12 protein-coding genes and 1 pseudogene are annotated in these 16,772 nt (G+C 61.5%); 11 read left to right on the forward strand and 2 right to left on the reverse strand.

The window, feature by feature from the left end; all coding sequences use genetic code 11:
- Window positions 1–67 precede the first annotated feature (67 nt).
- The 5 genes from SPHV1_RS07385 (at window position 68) to SPHV1_RS07405 (ending at window position 8,304) form a co-directional block, all read left to right on the forward strand.
- Window positions 68–2,188 (forward strand): bifunctional rhamnulose-1-phosphate aldolase/short-chain dehydrogenase, encoded by a 2,121-nt coding sequence (locus tag SPHV1_RS07385; protein ID WP_054945382.1) that lies wholly within the window; start codon window positions 68–70, stop codon window positions 2,186–2,188.
- A gap of 24 nt (window positions 2,189–2,212) precedes the next feature.
- The gene (gene rhaI, locus SPHV1_RS07390; protein WP_054945383.1) at window positions 2,213–3,505 is read left to right on the forward strand and encodes an L-rhamnose catabolism isomerase; all 1,293 of its coding nucleotides are present in this window, start codon (window positions 2,213–2,215) and stop codon (window positions 3,503–3,505) included.
- Between the two features lie 88 nt (window positions 3,506–3,593).
- Entirely contained in the window at window positions 3,594–7,034 is a 3,441-nt protein-coding gene (locus SPHV1_RS07395; RefSeq protein WP_054945384.1) for a glycosyl hydrolase, read from the forward strand.
- A 47-nt stretch (window positions 7,035–7,081) separates the two neighbouring features.
- A complete protein-coding gene (locus SPHV1_RS07400) occupies window positions 7,082–8,017 on the forward strand; it encodes a LysR family transcriptional regulator (protein WP_054945385.1) in 936 nt (311 codons plus the stop codon).
- Window positions 8,018–8,112: 95 nt separating this feature from the next.
- Complete coding sequence (locus SPHV1_RS07405; protein WP_054945386.1) at window positions 8,113–8,304, forward strand: hypothetical protein; 192 nt, start codon at window positions 8,113–8,115, stop codon at window positions 8,302–8,304.
- A gap of 13 nt (window positions 8,305–8,317) precedes the next feature.
- Here SPHV1_RS07405 and SPHV1_RS07410 read toward each other — a convergent pair whose 3' ends face one another.
- Both SPHV1_RS07410 and SPHV1_RS07415 read right to left on the reverse strand, forming a co-directional pair.
- The gene (locus SPHV1_RS07410) at window positions 8,318–9,142 is read right to left on the reverse strand and encodes an IS3 family transposase (protein WP_156367281.1); all 825 of its coding nucleotides are present in this window, start codon (window positions 9,140–9,142) and stop codon (window positions 8,318–8,320) included.
- Window positions 9,115–9,462: a transposase gene (locus SPHV1_RS07415; protein ID WP_054945388.1), complete on the reverse strand. Its 348-nt coding sequence runs from the start codon at window positions 9,460–9,462 to the stop codon at window positions 9,115–9,117. Before SPHV1_RS07415 ends, SPHV1_RS07410 begins: the two co-directional genes overlap by 28 nt.
- 68 nt (window positions 9,463–9,530) lie before the next feature.
- Between SPHV1_RS07415 and SPHV1_RS07420 the strand changes: the two are divergent.
- From SPHV1_RS07420 to SPHV1_RS07445, 6 genes and pseudogenes are all read left to right on the forward strand, one after another.
- Window positions 9,531–10,598 (forward strand): annotated as a pseudogene (locus SPHV1_RS07420) (amidohydrolase family protein); the annotation flags it as partial.
- Window positions 10,599–10,602: 4 nt separating this feature from the next.
- Window positions 10,603–12,126, forward strand: a complete 1,524-nt coding sequence (locus SPHV1_RS07425) for a bifunctional 3-(3-hydroxy-phenyl)propionate/3-hydroxycinnamic acid hydroxylase (protein ID WP_054945389.1) — start codon at window positions 10,603–10,605, stop codon at window positions 12,124–12,126.
- Window positions 12,123–12,554 (forward strand): heme-binding protein, encoded by a 432-nt coding sequence (locus SPHV1_RS07430; RefSeq protein WP_054945390.1) that lies wholly within the window; start codon window positions 12,123–12,125, stop codon window positions 12,552–12,554. Before SPHV1_RS07425 ends, SPHV1_RS07430 begins: the two co-directional genes overlap by 4 nt.
- Complete coding sequence (locus SPHV1_RS07435; RefSeq protein ID WP_054945391.1) at window positions 12,551–13,441, forward strand: VOC family protein; 891 nt, start codon at window positions 12,551–12,553, stop codon at window positions 13,439–13,441. Before SPHV1_RS07430 ends, SPHV1_RS07435 begins: the two co-directional genes overlap by 4 nt.
- Before the next feature lie 91 nt (window positions 13,442–13,532).
- On the forward strand, window positions 13,533–14,366 hold the full coding sequence (locus SPHV1_RS07440) for a fumarylacetoacetate hydrolase family protein (RefSeq protein ID WP_054945392.1): 834 nt from the start codon (window positions 13,533–13,535) through the stop codon (window positions 14,364–14,366).
- A gap of 50 nt (window positions 14,367–14,416) precedes the next feature.
- Window positions 14,417–16,765 (forward strand): TonB-dependent receptor, encoded by a 2,349-nt coding sequence (locus SPHV1_RS07445; RefSeq protein WP_082430896.1) that lies wholly within the window; start codon window positions 14,417–14,419, stop codon window positions 16,763–16,765.
- The last annotated feature ends 7 nt before the right edge of the window (window positions 16,766–16,772 follow it).

Consider the following 16,772-nt stretch of genomic DNA (forward strand, 5'->3'; position numbering starts at 1 on the left):
ATTGAATATGATCGTTTACTATCGAAATAGATTGATAAAGGAAAGGGGGATTGTTAAATGCGGCGTCATGAACACGATCACCGCACCATCGCCCGTAGCCGCAATTCCTTTCGCTGTCCCGGAAAGTCGCTGGGACGAATCGGTTGCGGCATCGTTCACTCCAGCCGAACTCCTCCTCTATCGTTCCAATCTGCTCGGTTCGGATCTGACCGTCACCAACTTCGGCGGCGGCAATACCTCGGCCAAGCTGGTGGAGATCGATCCGCTCACGGGTGAGCAGGTCGAAGTCCTCTGGGTCAAGGGCTCGGGCGGTGACATCGGTTCGATGAAGCTCGACGGATTTGCGACGCTCTATCAGGAGAAGTTGCTGGGCCTCGAGAAGCACTATGCCGGGCCCGACGATGATGACAAGATGGTCGGCTATCTGCCGCACTGCACCTTCAATCTCAATTCGCGCGCGGCTTCGATCGATACGCCGCTGCATTCGTTGCTTCCTTTTGCGCACGTAGATCATGTCCACCCGGATGCGATCATTGCGCTGGCGGCCTCTTCGGGGGGAGAGGCCGCCACCCGGGAAATCTGGGGTGGCAAGATCGGTTGGTTGCCCTGGAAGCGTCCGGGCTACACACTTGGCGTGCAACTGCGCGATTTCGTCAAGGCTAACCCGCACGTCGAAGGCGTGATGCTGGCCGGTCACGGCATCATCTGCTGGGCCGACAGCGCGAAAGCCTGCTACGAACATACCGTTTCGCTCATCGCCGATGCGGCCAATTACCTGAATTCCAAGCTTGCCGGAAAACCGGCATTCGGTGGCATCTCCGCAACTCTCTCCTCCTCCGCGGAACGTGCTGCGATTGCTGCCGACCTTATGCCTCGCCTGCGCGGTCTGATGACCGGAGCGCGGCGTAAGGTCGGCCATTTTTCGGACGATGCCGAAGCTCTCGAGTTCGTGAACTCGGTCGATTTCGAGCGTCTGGCAGCGCTCGGCACTTCTTGCCCCGATCATTTCCTGCGCACCAAGATCGCGCCTCTCACGCTCGATCCCGCCCGCCTGCAGGATGATGCCTACCTCGCGCAGAAGGTCGCAGATTACCGCGATCTCTACGCAGCCTATTACGAGCGCTGCAAGCGTCCCAACTCACCGGCGATGCGCGATTCCAATCCGGTAGTCGTGCTGGTGCCTGGGCTTGGTCGCATGACCTTCGCCACCGACAAGACCACCGCGCGCCTGGCAGGTGAGTTCTACGGCAACGCCATCAATGTCATGCGCGGGGCCGAAGCGATCGGCGATTATATCGCGCTCGACGAGCAGGAAGCATTCGACATAGAGTATTGGCTGCTTGAAGAAGCCAAGTTGCAGCGCATGCCTGCGCCCAAGCCGCTTGTCGGCCGAATTGCGATGGTCACCGGAGGTGCCGGTGGCATCGGCGCGGCGACCGCAGCACGCCTGATGGCGGACGGCGCGTGCGTGGTCTTGGCCGACCGCGACGAAAAGGCCGTTGGCGAAGTGCGCGAAGGATTTGCCCGGCAGTTCGGCAAGGATGTCGTTCGCACCGTCGTTTGCGACGTTACCGACGAAGCGCAGGTGAGCGAGGCGTTCGCTGCCTGTGCCCGTGAATTCGGCGGCCTCGATATCCTCGTTGCCAATGCCGGCATTGCATCCTCGGCTCCGATCGAGGAGACCACGATCGCATTGTGGAGCCGCAATTACGACGTTTTGGCCCAGGGCTATTTCCTGAGCTCGCGCGCCGCCTGGCCGCTGCTGAAGGGAATGAAGGAACAAGGCGGATCTTCGGTCGTGTTCATCGGCTCGAAGAACGGTGTGGCCGCTGCCACCAATGCCAGTGCCTATGCGTCGGCAAAGGCGGCCGCCAATCACCTGGCCCGCTGCCTTGCACTGGAAGGTGCGCCGCACGGCATCCGCGTCAACGTGGTAAACCCCGACGCGGTGATCCAGGGCAGCCGTATCTGGGACGGTGACTGGCGCAAGGAGCGCGCGGGTGCCCACGGGATCGATTCCGGCAAGGAGCTGGAGGAACATTACCGTCAGCGTTCGATGCTCAAGCGTGACGTCCTGCCGTCCGACATTGCAGAAGCCGTCTATTTCCTTGCCAGCGACATGTCGGCAAAGTCGACCGGGAACATGGTCAATGTCGACGCGGGCAATGCGCAGGCATTCACGCGCTGAGAGCTAGAGAGAGGATAAACAAACATGAGCAATTTTCCGATCTCGGCAGAACTGATCGCCGAGGCCAACGCGCGCGACCTTGATGCGCTGGACGACGATTACGCGAGCCTCGGTCGCAAGCTGGAGCGCGCTGGTATTGCCATCGATGCGATCAAGGACCGTGTCGCCGACTTTTCGGTTGCCGTACCTACCTGGGGGGCAGGCCGTGGCGGCACCCGCTTCGCCAAGTTCCCGATCGCAGGAGAGCCCACCAACATTCACGAAAAGCTGGAAGACTGCGCGGTCATCAACCAGCTTTCGCGCCTGACCCCGCGCGTCTCGCCACACTTTCCCTGGGACAAGGTATCCGACTACGCAGCGCTGCGCGAAGAGGCGGCCAACCTCGGGCTCGGCTTCGATGCAGTGAATTCGAATACCTTTCAGGACCAGCCCGGTCAGGCACAGACTTACGCGACCGGCTCGCTCTCCTCGACCGTTGCAGCGACACGCCAGCAAGCTGTCGAGCACAACATCGAATGCATCGAGATCGGGCGCCAGCTCGGTTCGACCGACCTCACGGTCTGGGTCGGAGACGGCACGAACTTCCCGGGACAGCAGGATCTGGCGCGCAGTCTCGACCGCTATCTCGAAGCGGCGGCGCAGGTCTATGCCGCATTGCCCGATGACTGGCGGATGCTGCTTGAGCACAAGATGTTCGAACCGGCCTTCTACTCGACCGTCATCAGCGACTGGGGTTCCTCGATCCTCGCCGCGCAGGAACTGGGTCCCAAGGCCAAGTGCCTTGTCGACCTTGGCCATCATGCGCCCAACGTGAACATTGAGCAGATCGTTGCCCGACTGCATCGTTTCGGCAAGCTTGGAGGCTTCCACTTCAACGACAGCAAGTATGGCGATGACGACCTCGATTCCGGATCGATCAATCCGCATCAGTTGTTCCTCGTCTTCAACGAGTTGGTCGAGGCCGAATTGAACCCGCGCGATGGCTTCAATCCCAGCTACATGATCGACCAGTCGCACAACGTGACCGATCCGATCGAATCCATGCTGTCTTCCGCAGAGACTATTGCCGCCTGTTATGCAAAGGCGCTGCTGGTCGATCGCGAGGCCCTGCACCTTGCGCAGGAAGCGAATGACACGATGATGGCCTTCCAGGCGTTGCGCCGGGCGTACAACGTCGATGTTTCCCCGATCTTGGCCAAGGCCCGGATGGAGAATGGCGGCGCCATCGACATGCTGGGCACTTATCGTGAAAGCCGTTGGCGCGATCGCAAGGCGCAGGAGCGCAAGGCCGTTGGGCTGGGCGCAGGGATCGTCTGAACCAATACAGTATTATCGGGGTCGCGGCCTGTTAGGGTCGTGGCCCTGTATGCAAGCAAAACACCAGATCTGGATACCGGGAGAATTCATGTCGCGTCGATCGCTTCGTATCGTCCTGTGCCTCGCCACTGCGCTGAGCGCCTTGCCCGTTCTTGCCGAAAATCGAAACGACGGCAGCGAGATTGCCCCTTCGACACAAGCCGGACCTTCCCTGGAAGAGGCGTTCAATGATCCGCCCAATTCCGCGCGTCCACGCGTGTGGTGGCACTGGATGAACGGCAACATCACCAAGGACGGAATCCGCAAGGATCTGGAATGGATGAAGCGCGTCGGCATCGGCGGTCTGCAGAACTTCGATGCGAACCTTCAGACGCCGCAGATCGTCGATCATCGCCTCGTCTACATGACGCCGGAATGGAAAGATGCGTTTCGGTTCGCCGCGCACGAAGCCGATCGTCTCGATCTGGAACTGGCCATAGCAGCCTCGCCGGGCTGGTCCGAGACTGGAGGTCCGTGGGTCAAGCCGCAGGACGGTCTCAAGAAGCTGGTCTGGAGTGAAACGACGCTTGGAGGCGGCAAGCGCTTTGTCGGCAAGCTCCCGAAGCCGCCGGGCGATACCGGTCCCTTCCAGACCCTGAAACCTCCGTTGAGCATCGATGCGATCATTTCGGGAGCGCCCGCTGAGGCCGACGAGGCCTCCTTCGAGGGCGGGGTTGGCGTGTTCGCCTTTCCGGTTCCCGATAACGGATCTGAACTGACCCCGCGCGCTTCCGACGGTGCAGGCAATGTACTTTCGAGCAAGGCGCTCATCGACTCCGACCTAGCAGGAGGCGTGACCCTGGCGCGCGAGGACGGCAAGGCCCCGCAACTCAGGCTCGATTACCCGCGTCCGATCACGGCGCGGTCGGCAACGGTCTTCGTACCCAACGTCAAGATACCGTTTGCCGGGGCTGCCTTTACCGGCTCACTCGAGGCGAGCCAGGATGGCAAGACCTGGAGGCCAATCCAGCAGTTCGACCTGAACAACGTGCCGACGACGATCAGCTTTGCCCCGCTCGAGGCAGCGCATTTTCGGCTCGTTCTCAATCCACGCAAACCGGATGGCGGCCTTGGCTCACCGGCGCCGGGAATTGCTGCTAACGGCCTTTTCGACGCCATCGGCAAGCGGATGGCCACACAGCCGCTCGTCGTCGGGCAGTTCGAGCTTCATGGCGAAGCCCTTGTCGACCGTTACGAAACCAAGGCTGGCTATGTGATGAGCCGCGACTACTACGCGCTCACAGGACCGGATGACGATGCAACGGGTGTCGATCCCGCCAGCGTTATCGATCTGACCGACAGGCTCAAGGCCGACGGTACGCTCGACTGGACCGCGCCGAAACTTCCCGCCGGCCAGCACTGGCGGGTGCTGCGCCTGGGTTACTCCCTGCTTGGCACCACGAACCATCCCGCTCCGCCCGAGGCGACTGGTCTGGAAGTCGACAAGTTCGACGGCAAGGCCGTGCGCGAATATCTCGAGCACTATATCGGCATGTACAAGGATGCGGCCGGGTCAGAGATGGTCGGCAAGCGCGGTGTGCAGGCCATCCTGACCGACTCGATCGAGGTCGGCGAGGCCAACTGGACGCCCAGAATGCTCGAGCAGTTCCAGCGGCTGCGCGGCTACGATGCGCGGCCTTGGCTGCCGGCACTTACCGGAACCATCGTCGGGTCGCGCGAGCAGTCCGACCGTTTCCTCTACGACTATCGCCGGACCCTTGCCGACCTGCTTGCCAGCGAGCATTACGGGACCGTGGCCAAGGTCGCGCATGAAAACGACCTCAAGGTCTATGGCGAGGCGCTGGAAGACCATCGCCCCATGCTCGGCGATGACATGGCCATGCGCAGCCATGCCGACATCCCGATGGCCGCCCTCTGGACGTTCAATCGCGACGAAGGACCGCGCCAGACGCTGGTTGCAGACATGAAGGGGGCTGCATCCGTCGCGCACCTCTATGGGCAGAATCTCGTCGCTGCGGAATCCATGACGGCCTCGATGGCGCCTTGGGCCTTTGCGCCGAAGGACCTCAAGCGTTTCATCGATCTGGAATTCGTGACCGGGGTGAACCGTCCGGTCATCCATACTTCAGTCCATGTTCCGGTGGATGACAAGAAGCCAGGGCTCTCGCTGGCGATCTTCGGCCAGTATTTCAACAGGCAGGAAAGCTGGGCGGAAATGGCGCGGCCATGGGTCGACTATATCGCGCGCAGTTCTCTGCTTCTGCAGGAAGGACGCAATGTGGCCGACGTCGCCTATTTCTATGGCGAGGAAGCTCCACTCACGGGTCTCTATGGCGATGAACCGGTGACTGACGCTCCGGTGCGCTATGCCTACGATTATATTAACTTCAATGCCTTGACCGAACTTCTTGCCAACGATGGTGAAGATGTGGTCGCGCCGAGCGGGGCTCGCTACAAGACCATCTACCTCGGCGGCTCGTCCAGTCACATGACCTTGGCGGCACTCCGAAAGCTGGCCGCACTCGTCGATGGCGGCGCGACCGTGGTTGGCAAGGCGCCGATCGCGACGCCGAGCAACACGAGCGCACAGGAAGGCGATTTGACCGAATGGTCATCGCTGGTCGCCAGGCTCTGGCCGGGAAGCGGCGATGCCCGCGTCGGCAAGGGCCGCGTGATAGCCTCGCACGATATCGAAAGCGCGCTCCGGGCGATGGGCGTTGCTCCCGATTTCACTTTCTCCGGTGCCGACGCCGGGGTGAAGATCCCCTTCGTCCATCGCCGTGACGGGAAGGGCGAGATCTACTACCTCGTCAATCAGCAAGAAGCCGCACAGTCTATCGAGGCGCACTTCCGCGTTACCGGCAAGCAGCCCGAACTCTGGCATCCCGAGACGGGCCAGAGCGAGCCCGTCAGCTACCGCATCAGCGGCGATGAGACCGTGGTGCCATTGCAACTGGACGGCGATGAGGCGGTCTTCGTTGTCTTCCGCAAGGCGGCCGCGAAGGATCAGGTTACGCTTGCCCCGCAAGGCGAACGGGAAATCGCGAAGCTGGACGGAGCATGGCAAGTTGCGTTCCAGGCCGACCGCGGAGCGCCGGCGAGCCTCGAACTCGCCGAGTTGGAACCGCTCGAGAAGAATGACATTCCGGGCGTGAAACACTTCTCTGGAATAATGACTTACTCCCGCAATTTCACAGTATCTGGAAAGTTCGGGAAAGGCCGCTCGCTGTGGCTCGACCTCGGCAAGGTCGGTGACATGGCGCAGGTCTCCGTTAATGGCGTGGACGTCGGAACGGCTTGGCATGCGCCCTATCGCCTCGATATCGGCAAGGCCGTTCGCAAGGGGCAGAACAGCCTGGAAATCCGCGTTGCCAATACCTGGGTCAACCGCTTGATTGGTGACCAGCAGGAAGGCGCACAGAAGATCACCTGGACGGCCATGCCGACCTATCGTGCCGATGCCCCCTTGCGGCCATCCGGCCTGATCGGTCCTGTCCGGTTGGTCGAGGAAAGCAAAGCCGGGGATTGACGAGCGACGTCTTGCCAAGGCGCGGTGCGCGGATCAAAGCTTCAGGGATGGTCACGCCAAGCCCCGATCCCGCGCCGCGCTCACATCAACCCCAGATCGATCCGCGCGCCGTGCTCACATTCAGGGCGGTGTGCGATGCCGGGTCGATCAGCGGGGCAGCGCGGTTGCTCAACATCTCGCAGCCTTCGGTGTCCAACACGATTGCCTTGCTTGAAAGCAGGCTCGGGGTGGTTCTGTTCGAGCGCGGTCGCGGCGGCATCACCCTGACCGAGGAGGGCATCGCCTTGCGCCGGCGTGCCGATGCCCTGGCAATTCTGCTCAAGGATACCGCGAGCGAAGTCGAGCATGCCAGCCAGCGCATTGCAGGACCCTTGCGGATTGGCGGCACGCCAGGTGCCTTGCTCACATTGCTGCCCGGAGCCATCAAGCGTGTGGAAGACACTATCGGCGAGTTCGCCCTGAGCGTCGTCGAACGGCCTGACGCGCAATTGCTCGAGATGCTGCGCAAGGGCGAAATCGAGTTGGCCTTCGTCACCACCCAGATCGAGCGGCTGCCTCCCGATATTCTGGAAACGACCTGCGAGCGCGATCCCTTTGCGTTGATCGTCGGCGCCCATCACGAGGGATTGCCCGAGTCGATTTCCTTGCGCGAGGTCGAACACTATCGCTGGGTTCTGCCTGAGGCGAGTGGGGCCTTTCGCCGTCAGGTCGATGCGCTCTTCATTGCCGCGGGGGTTGCGGTGCCCGGGACGGTCATTCGCTGCGACTCGCTCCTCACCACACGCGCCATTGTTCGGGAGACGGACCGGGTAACGGTCTTGCCGCGCACCGTGGCTCTCGATGGCATTTCGACAGGCTCGCTTCGCGCCATCGCCATCAGGGAAGCGGTGTTCGAGCGCAGTGTCGGTGTCTTGCGTATTTCCGGGAGAAAGCTGTCTCCTCTTGCCGAAGCGATGGTTCAGGCTGTCGCTGTCCATCCATAGGAAAATACTATGGCAATTAGAAATATCATTATTTTACTTTAGGTCTGTGGCTTGGGTAAAACGCGTTCAACCGAAGAGAACCGAGGGAGAGCGCGATGCGGACCCTGATCCGCCAAGTTTCCATTTTCGATGGCACCGGAATTGCCTCGCAGCTCGGCAGCGTCCTTGTCGATGGCGAGCGTATCGCGCGCGTGGCCTTGGGCGAGGATGCTCTGGCGGGAGAGGCTGCCGAGGTCGTCATCGATGGCACGGGCAAAACGCTCATGCCGGGTGGAGTGGGCCCCTAGGGTCGGACAGTCATTAGGCTGCTGTTTTGACCCTTGATTTGGCGTGTAACTCCTCGAACTGTTCTGGGCTCATGTAACCCAAGGCGGAATGCAACCGACGTTGATTGTAGGTGTGATCGATGAACCGTGGAAGATGGATGGCGACATCGTCGAAAGTTTCGAATGCCATCGGGTAGACTGCTTCGACCTTGAGCGTCTTCATGAAGCTTTCTGCCTTGGCATTGTCGTAAGGATTTCCGCGTCGGCTCATCGAACCACTGATGCCGTTGGCTGCCAACAATGCGCGATAGGACCCGGCTGCGTATTGAGAGCCACGGTCCGAATGATGAATGAGGCCCGGAGGTGGTCGCCGGCTCGAAATGGCGGACTCGAGAGCGGCAATGGCTAGTCTGGCGTCGATCGAGCGGCCGATAGCGTAGCCGACCACCCGCCGAGACCATGCATCCAGGATGATCGCCACATAGGCAAACCCGCCGATAATAGGCACACATGTAAGATCTGCGACCCAGAGCTGGTCTCTGCCTGACAGAGCGATCTCCTTGGTCAGGTCTGGGAATATTGGCAGATCATGGGCGCTGTCTGTTGTTGCAACATATCGCCGTCGCCGCCGTGGCTGCAGGTCATGCTCGCGCATCAAGCGCTTGATGCGCTTGTGATTGGCGCAGATCCCCTGCTGCTTGAGGGCAGCCCGTACACGGCGCCAGCCATAGGCCTCGAATTCGTCACAGATCGCGATGATCGCGTTCAGCAACTCGGCTTCTCCGATCCGTTGGAGTTGCTCGCGATAAAACGTGGAACGGGCGATACCCATCAGCTTGCATCCTTGGGAAACGGAGATGCCTCTGGGCCGGTGATGACGGAGGTAGTCCCGCTTTTCCGACGTGGTGCACTTTTCAGAGCCCCCTTTAGAAACTCAAGTTCGAGAGCCTGCTTGCCGACGAGGCGCTCGAGCGCGGCAATGCGGGCCTCGTACTGCTGAATGAGGTCGGCAGCACGAGCATCATCGTCAAAATCGCCAGCCTCATACTTCTCGATCCAGACTCGGATCAGTTGGCGGGAAACGTCGTGCCGCTTGGCCAGGCCGTGTAGCGTCTCGCCGCCGAGGTACTCCTGAACGACCTGACGCTTGAACTCGATACTGTGAGATCGGTGACGCATTGGCTTTCTCCGAAAGCCAAACCCATGGTCAAAGATTTAGGTCCCGACTGTCCGACCCTAGGGGCCCACTCCAGGGCCTGGTCGATGCGCATACGCATCTGACATGGGCCTCCTCTGTCGAGAAGATCTACCACCAGTTCATTCTGCCCCCTGAGGAACTGAGAGTCGCGGCATGGCGCAATGCGCGCGTGTTGCTCGATCACGGTTTCACCAGCCTCTATTCGGCAGGCGCACTGGGCGATCAGATCGAACCGGAACTGGCCGCTGCCATCGAGGCGGGCGATACGCCGGGACCGCGCCTTGTGCCCTCGACGCTCGAGCGCAGCCCTGAGGGCGCCGAAGGCGTCGATACCGGCAACGTCTTCAACGGCCGTGGCCCCGATGCGATGAGAAGGTTCGTCGCTTACTGCAAGGACGAGGGCGTCAAGTCGATCAAGCTCGTGGTCTCGGGCGAAGATGCTCTCAAGCCCGGATCGGCCATGGATGTGCTTTATACCCGCGAGGAAATGATGGCTGCGGGCAAGGCGACCAGCGAGGCTGGCCTGTGGATTGCCTGCCATACCTATTCACCCGAAGCGATCGGACTGGCGCTCGATGCCGGTGCGCGCATCCTCTATCATTGCTCTTTTGCCGACGAGGCGACCATCGCGCGCATGGCTGCCGAGAAGGACAGGTTCTTCTATGCGCCGGGTGCGGGCGTTTCCGTCGCGGCCCTGGAAGCCAGTCCGCCACCGCATGTGGACATGACCCACATGAAGGCCAGCGCGGCCCAGCGCATGGAACTGGAAGGCAGGCTCGTTCCCGAGCTGAAGAGGCGCGGCGTTCGGGTGCTGGTCGGCGGCGACTACGGCTTTCCCTTCAATCCCAACGGCCGCAATGCCCGCGACCTCGAGCACTTCGTCACCTACTTCGGCTTCACGCCCGCAGAAGCACTGCAGGCTGCGACACAGTACGGCGGTGAGCTGATGGGGCTTGAAGTCGGCCTCATGCGCGAAGGTTACCTGGCCGACCTCCTGCTCGTCGACGGCGATCCGACTCAGGATGTTGCGATCCTGCAGGACAAGGACCGGCTCGCGATGATCATGAAGGGCGGGGTCCTCTACAAGGCGCCTGCCAATCTGGAAGCAGTAGGCTGAACCCATGACCATCGATGTCGTTATCGTGGGGTGTGGCCCGGTCGGCGCACTGGCAGCGAACCTGCTCGGCCACGCGGGACTGACCGTACTCGTGCTGGAAAAGGAGCTGGAGCATTATCCGCTGCCGCGCGCAGTCCATCTCGATCACGAGATGATGCGCCTCTTCCAGACTGCAGGCGTGATCGACCGGGTCGCAAATGACATGGTGGCGACCGATGGGCACCTGCATGTCGGAGCCGATCATGGTGTGATCCGCTACATGGGTACAGTGGGCAAGCCGCGTCCGTTCGGATGGGCCAACGATTACTTCTTCTACCAGCCCGAACTCGAAGCGCATTTGCGAGAAGGCTTAGCTTGTCTGGACAATGTCGAGCTCAAGCTTGGCGCCGCCTTCACCGGCCTCGTCCAGAATGGCGACACCGTCACCGTAGCCTACGAACGGGATGGCAAGATCGAGGAAGTGACGTCGCGCTGGGTGATCGGCACAGACGGTTCGCGCAGTGCAGTGCGCAAGGCGCTGGGCGTCGCCCTCGACGATCTCAAGTTCGAAGAGCCCTGGCTCGTTGTCGATGCTGAAGTCGACGGACCCGTCACGTTCCCCGATATTACGGGTGTTCCGGCTGACGCGGACCTGCAGCGCCTCTCCGTGATGATGTGCGATCCCGCTCGGCCGGCCACAGTCGTTCCCGGAAGGCGCGATCATCGCCGCTGGGAATTCATGCTGCTGCCCGGCGAGGACGACGCGGCGATGATGAAGCCGGAGAAGGTTGGCGAGCTTGTCGGCGCGTGGATGGTGGATGTTCCGCACCGTATCGTGCGTGCCGCGACGTATCGCTTCCACGGGCTCGTGGCCGAACAATGGAAGGTGGGCAATGTCTTCCTTGCAGGCGATGCCGCACACCAGACGCCGCCGTTCTTCGGGCAGGGCATGTGCCATGGCCTGCGCGACGTTGCGAACCTGGCCTGGAAGATGGATGCGATCGTGAATCACGGTACGTCTTCGGCCATCCTCGATACTTACCAGTCCGAGCGCGATCCCCATGTACGCGCGGTTATCGGTGCCGCAGTCGAGGCCGGGCGCTATATTTGCGAGCTCGACCCGGACGAGGCGGCTGCTCGCGATGCCGATATCCGCGCCAAGGCCCGCCAGCGCCAGGGCGAAACAGCGCATGACCTCATCCCGGCGATTGCGAGCGGTGTCATCGCTCAGGGCACCCCGGGAGCAGGGGAGCGGTTCGTGCAACCGATCCTGGACGATGGGCGCAAGCTGGACGACCTTGCCGGGCAGGGCTGGCGGCTGTTCGTGCGCGATCACGCTGCAGCCAGCAATGAATCGGACGTGGTACTGATCGTCGCGGCCGATCTTCCTGACAGCGGCGCGATCCTCTCCTGGCTCGACGCGCACATGGCCGATGCCGTGCTCGTGCGCCCGGATCATTACGTGTTCGGCACCGCCAGTGGCGATGCAGCGGCATTGCTTGCCGCGCGTCGGCAGAAGCTTGCCGCAAGACGGGAACTGACTGCATGACACTGACCCTTGAACAGGCACAGGCCATCGTGGCCGGCGCTCTTGCCGAGGCCCGGCGGCGCAAGGCCAAACCGCTCGCGGTGATCGTCCTCGATGCGGGGGCACATCCCGTGGCCTTCGCTCGGGAAGACAAGGCCAGTCTGTTTCGCTTCGATATCGCGCGAGCTAAGGCGACAGGCGCGATCGGTATGGATGTCGACACCTCGGTACTTGCGGAGCGTGCCAAGGGCAATCCGGTGTTCTTCCAGAGTGTGAGCGATATTGTCGGTGGCCAAATCGCCTTTTCGCCGGGCGGTGTCGTGATCCGCAATGCGTTGGGCGTGGCAATCGGCGCGGTTGGCATCAGCGGCGATACCGGTGAGTGCGACGCCGAATGCGCCTATGCCGGCATGGCTGCAGCCGGACTTTCCAGGGAGACGATCTCGTGAAACTGCGTAGCATCGAATTGGCGCTGCCCGATCCGGCGGGCGCCGCGGCATTCATGACCCACATCTGGGGAATGGCCCCGGCGGAGGTGCGCGGAGATACGCATTACCTGCGCGGGTCCGGCCCATTTCCCTATCTCGTCGCCTTCGAAAAGGCCGACGATGAATTCGTGCGCTCGACCACGTTCGTGTGCACGGCCGAGGAACTCAGTGGCCTCAGGCAGCGTATCGCCGATGCCGGATGGCCTGCCCGCCCGACCCGGTCCGAGGATCCGGGCGAAGGCGAGGGGATCCTCGTCGAACTGCCCGAGGGCGAGATCCTGCGTTTTCTCGTAGGCGCCGAAGATGTCGAACCGATCGCCGGGCGCGACTTGCCCGTAAAGCTGACTCATGTCGTCTTCAATTCGGCCGACGCCGAAGCGTCTGGCCACGCTGTCGAGAACGTGCTGGGCTTTCGTGTGTCGGATCGGACCAAGGGCATGGTGTTCGTGCGCTGCAATGACAGCCACCATTCAACGGCCTTTGCCCGGGCGGGTTTCAGCTCGCTCAATCATATCGCTTTCGAGATGACCGACATCGATGCGGTCATGCGCGGCATCGGGAGGCTGCGTGACAGCAAGCTCGCTCCGGCCTGGGGACCGGGCCGCCATGGCCCAGGTGCGAACGTCTATGCCTATTACATCGCTCCTTTCGGTCCGGTGATCGAGTTTTCGACCGCGGTCGAGAAGGTGCCGGACGATTACAGGGTGGGCGCGCCCGAAGACTGGATCTGGCCGCCCAATCGCATCGACCAGTGGGGCATCTCGGACAAGGACTTCGACGGCCTGCGCCTTGCAGAGGAGCGCTTCCGCTTCCGCCGTGACTGGGATGCCGCACCGATTGGAAATTGATCGCCGCACGCTCGTTCTGGGCGCAGCCAGTCTGGCAATGTCCAGCAGGGTTTCACGCGCCGCGGACCGCATCGGCAGGGGAGAAACGCCAATGAACAAGTACATCAGTTTTGAACGGCCAGACGGCACCGCAAGCTTTGGCCGCCTCGAAGGAGACAAGGTTCTCGATCTCGGCGCACCGGGCGGCCCAGCATGGCTCAAGGACTCGCTTGACGGCGACCTGTCCGAACTGGCCATTACAGGTGAGTTCGACCGTGCTGCAGTGACGCTGCTGCCTGTCATACCCAACCCGGGCAAGATCCTGTGCGTTGGCCTGAACTATGCGACCCATGTCGCCGAGACCGGTCGCGAGCAGAAGGATCACCCGGCGATCTTCACCCGCTGGGCCGACACCTTGATCGCCGCCAGCGAGGCTCTGGTGCGCCCGCCCGAAAGCGAACGCTTCGATTACGAGGGGGAATTGGCAGTGATCGTCGGCAAGGGCGGGCGCCGCATCGCGCGTGAAGATGCCATGGGCCATGTAGCCGGCTATTCGATATTCAACGATGCCTCGGTACGCGACTGGCAGCGCCACAATATCCAGTTCACACCCGGCAAGAACTGGCCTGCCACGGGTGCTTTCGGACCCGCGATGATCCCGGCGTTAGAGATCGAGGATATTGGCGCCCAGCGCGTCCAGACCCGCCTGAACGGCGAACTCGTTCAGGATCAGCCGGTTTCGGACATGATCTGGGACATCGCCTCGGTCATCGAATACTGCTCGACCTTCACCACGCTTCAGCCCGGCGACGTGATCGCCAGCGGCACGCCCGGCGGCGTCGGCGATAAGCGCAAGCCGCCCCTCTACATGAAGGCTGGAGACACCGTCGAGATATCCGTCGGGGTGATCGGTACGCTAGCCAACCAGGTCGTCGACGAAGTCTGAAAATCCACATTTTTCAATAATAACAAGAAGTTCTAAAGGGAGTTCCATTTATGGACTACAGGAAAGTCATGCTCCTTTCGGGCATTGCCATGGGTGTTTTGAGCGTTCCGGCAATGGCCCAGGAGGCCCTGGCCGACGATACGGGAGTGACCGGCGGCGACATCATCGTGACGGCATCGCGCCGCGCGGAACGCCTGCAGGACGTGCCGATCGCCGTTTCGGCCGTGACCGGCGACCAACTGGCGGAGAGCGGCTTTCAGAAGCTCACCGATATCCAGTACCAGTTCTCGGGGGTGCAATTCGGTACTTCGCCCAATGATTCCGGGTTCCGCCTACGTGGCGTAGGCAGCGCCGGAGGCTTTTCCAGCTCATCCGAGCAGAACGTGGGCACCGTTGTCGACAATGTCGTCATTCCATTCTGCAATCCGATCAACTCGCTGGGCGATCTTGAGCGTGTCGAAGTCCTCAAGGGGCCCCAAGGCACCCAGTTCGGCAAGAACGCGTCGTCGGGCGTCATCAACATCACCACCAAGCGCCCCGATCCAACGGCATTCTCGGGCAAGGCTTTCGTCAGCTATGGCGAACTGAACGAGTGGAACGTCAACGGCAGCGTCAACCTGCCAGTGTCGCAGAACTCCGCGCTCGCAGTGTTCGGTTTCTATCGTTCGAACGATGGCTTCATCAAGAACGTCTATCTCGACAAGAAGTGGGGCGGCGAGGAAAGCTACGGCGCGCGTGCCAAGTTCCTGCTCGAAGGCAGCGACGAATTCTCGATCTATCTGATCGGCGACTATTCGAAGATCGAGCGCACAGGCCCCGGTCAGCTCTGGACTCTCAATCGTCTGCCGGACGATGTTGCGGTCAATCCGCTGATGGTGGCACGTTTCGCCAATCTTGCGGCGCTGGGCGTGACGCCCGGCTTGGACAACAGCAAGTCGGTCGAGGACTACGACGGTTATACCTCCGAGGAGAACTACGGTGCATCGCTCGAGATAAACCTCGGTCTGGGCGATTATAGCCTGACTTCCGTGACGGCGTGGCGTCGCCTCGACGAAGGGCCCCAGCAGTTCGCGATCGATGCGACCAGCATGCCCATCTTCACGGCACAGCCTACCGGCACCGACCAGACATTTCTTTCGCAGGAACTGCGCATCAGCTCTCCGGCGGGCAGCGCCCTGGAATTTACCGGCGGCGTCTATGCCTCGCGGCGCAAGGTCGGTGACGACAATGACTTCAACCGCGCGCAATTGCGGCCAGCATATCCGTTCACGCCCATCGATCTGGGCGGTCTGGCTGCAACGCCGCTCGTCGATATCTCGTCCGGGCAGGGCAATACCCAGACCCGTTCGGACTCGCTGGCGGCTTTCTTCGACGGCAAGTACCATGTCAGCGACCGGTTCGCACTGATCGGCGGCATTCGCTACCAGTACGACTGGGTCAAGGCTTCGTACTATTCGATCATCGATCCCAACTACGCCCCCTTTTCGGTCGACTTCGACTACGCCGTCCCCGGTTTCGTCACACCATACGATCCGGCTGACGAACTGCGCGGCAGCACCAGGAAGGGGGACTGGTCAGGCCGCGTCGGCGCCGAATTCAAGATCAATCCGGACGTCATGTTGTTCGGGACGGTCGCACGCGGATACCTGGGCCCGACGGTGACCTTCTCTGGCCTCACCGGTACGCAGACCAACGTCAAGCCGCAGACGGTTCGCGACATCACCATCGGCGTGAAATCGCAGCTGTTCAACCGTGCCGTAACTTTCAATGCCAACCTGTTCTACGACAAGTACAGGAACCTGCAGACTTCGGTCTTCAATGGCGTCGAGTTCCTTACGGAGAACGCGGGCGGCTTCACGGCCAAGGGCTTCGAGGTCGATGCCTCGTGGCGCGTCACTCCGGAACTCTCCTTCAACGGCGGCTTCACCTTCTCGGACACCAAGTTCACCGACTACGTAACTTCGTGCCCGAATGTCGTGAAGGACGGCTACAGCTGCTATCTTGCTGATGACGGAGAAACCAGCCTGGTCCAGGCCAAGGGTGAGCCGCTTTCAGGCGCGCCCAAGTACAGCGCCACTTTCGGGGCCGACGTGCGCCTGCCTATCAGCGATACGCTCCAGTTCGACTGGTCGGCAAACTTCTATTATCGCAGCCGCGTGCAATATGCCGTGGTCGAGAAGTACGCATATCAGAACGGCTATGGCACCATCGGCCTCAACGCCGGGATCGGTCATCCGGATGGCAACTGGCGAATTGGCGTCTTTGCCCGCAATCTGCTCGATCAGCGCTTCCATTCTGCGGTTATTGCTCTGCCCTTCGCAGATGCGGGGGCCTACGTGAACTGGATGACTCGGGAAGGTCGCCGTACTCTCGGTGTATCCGCACAGATGAAGTTCTGATGTATAG

Source organism: Novosphingobium sp. KN65.2 (assembly GCF_001368935.1).
In the GTDB taxonomy this organism is placed as follows: Bacteria; Pseudomonadota; Alphaproteobacteria; order Sphingomonadales; family Sphingomonadaceae; genus Novosphingobium; species Novosphingobium mathurense.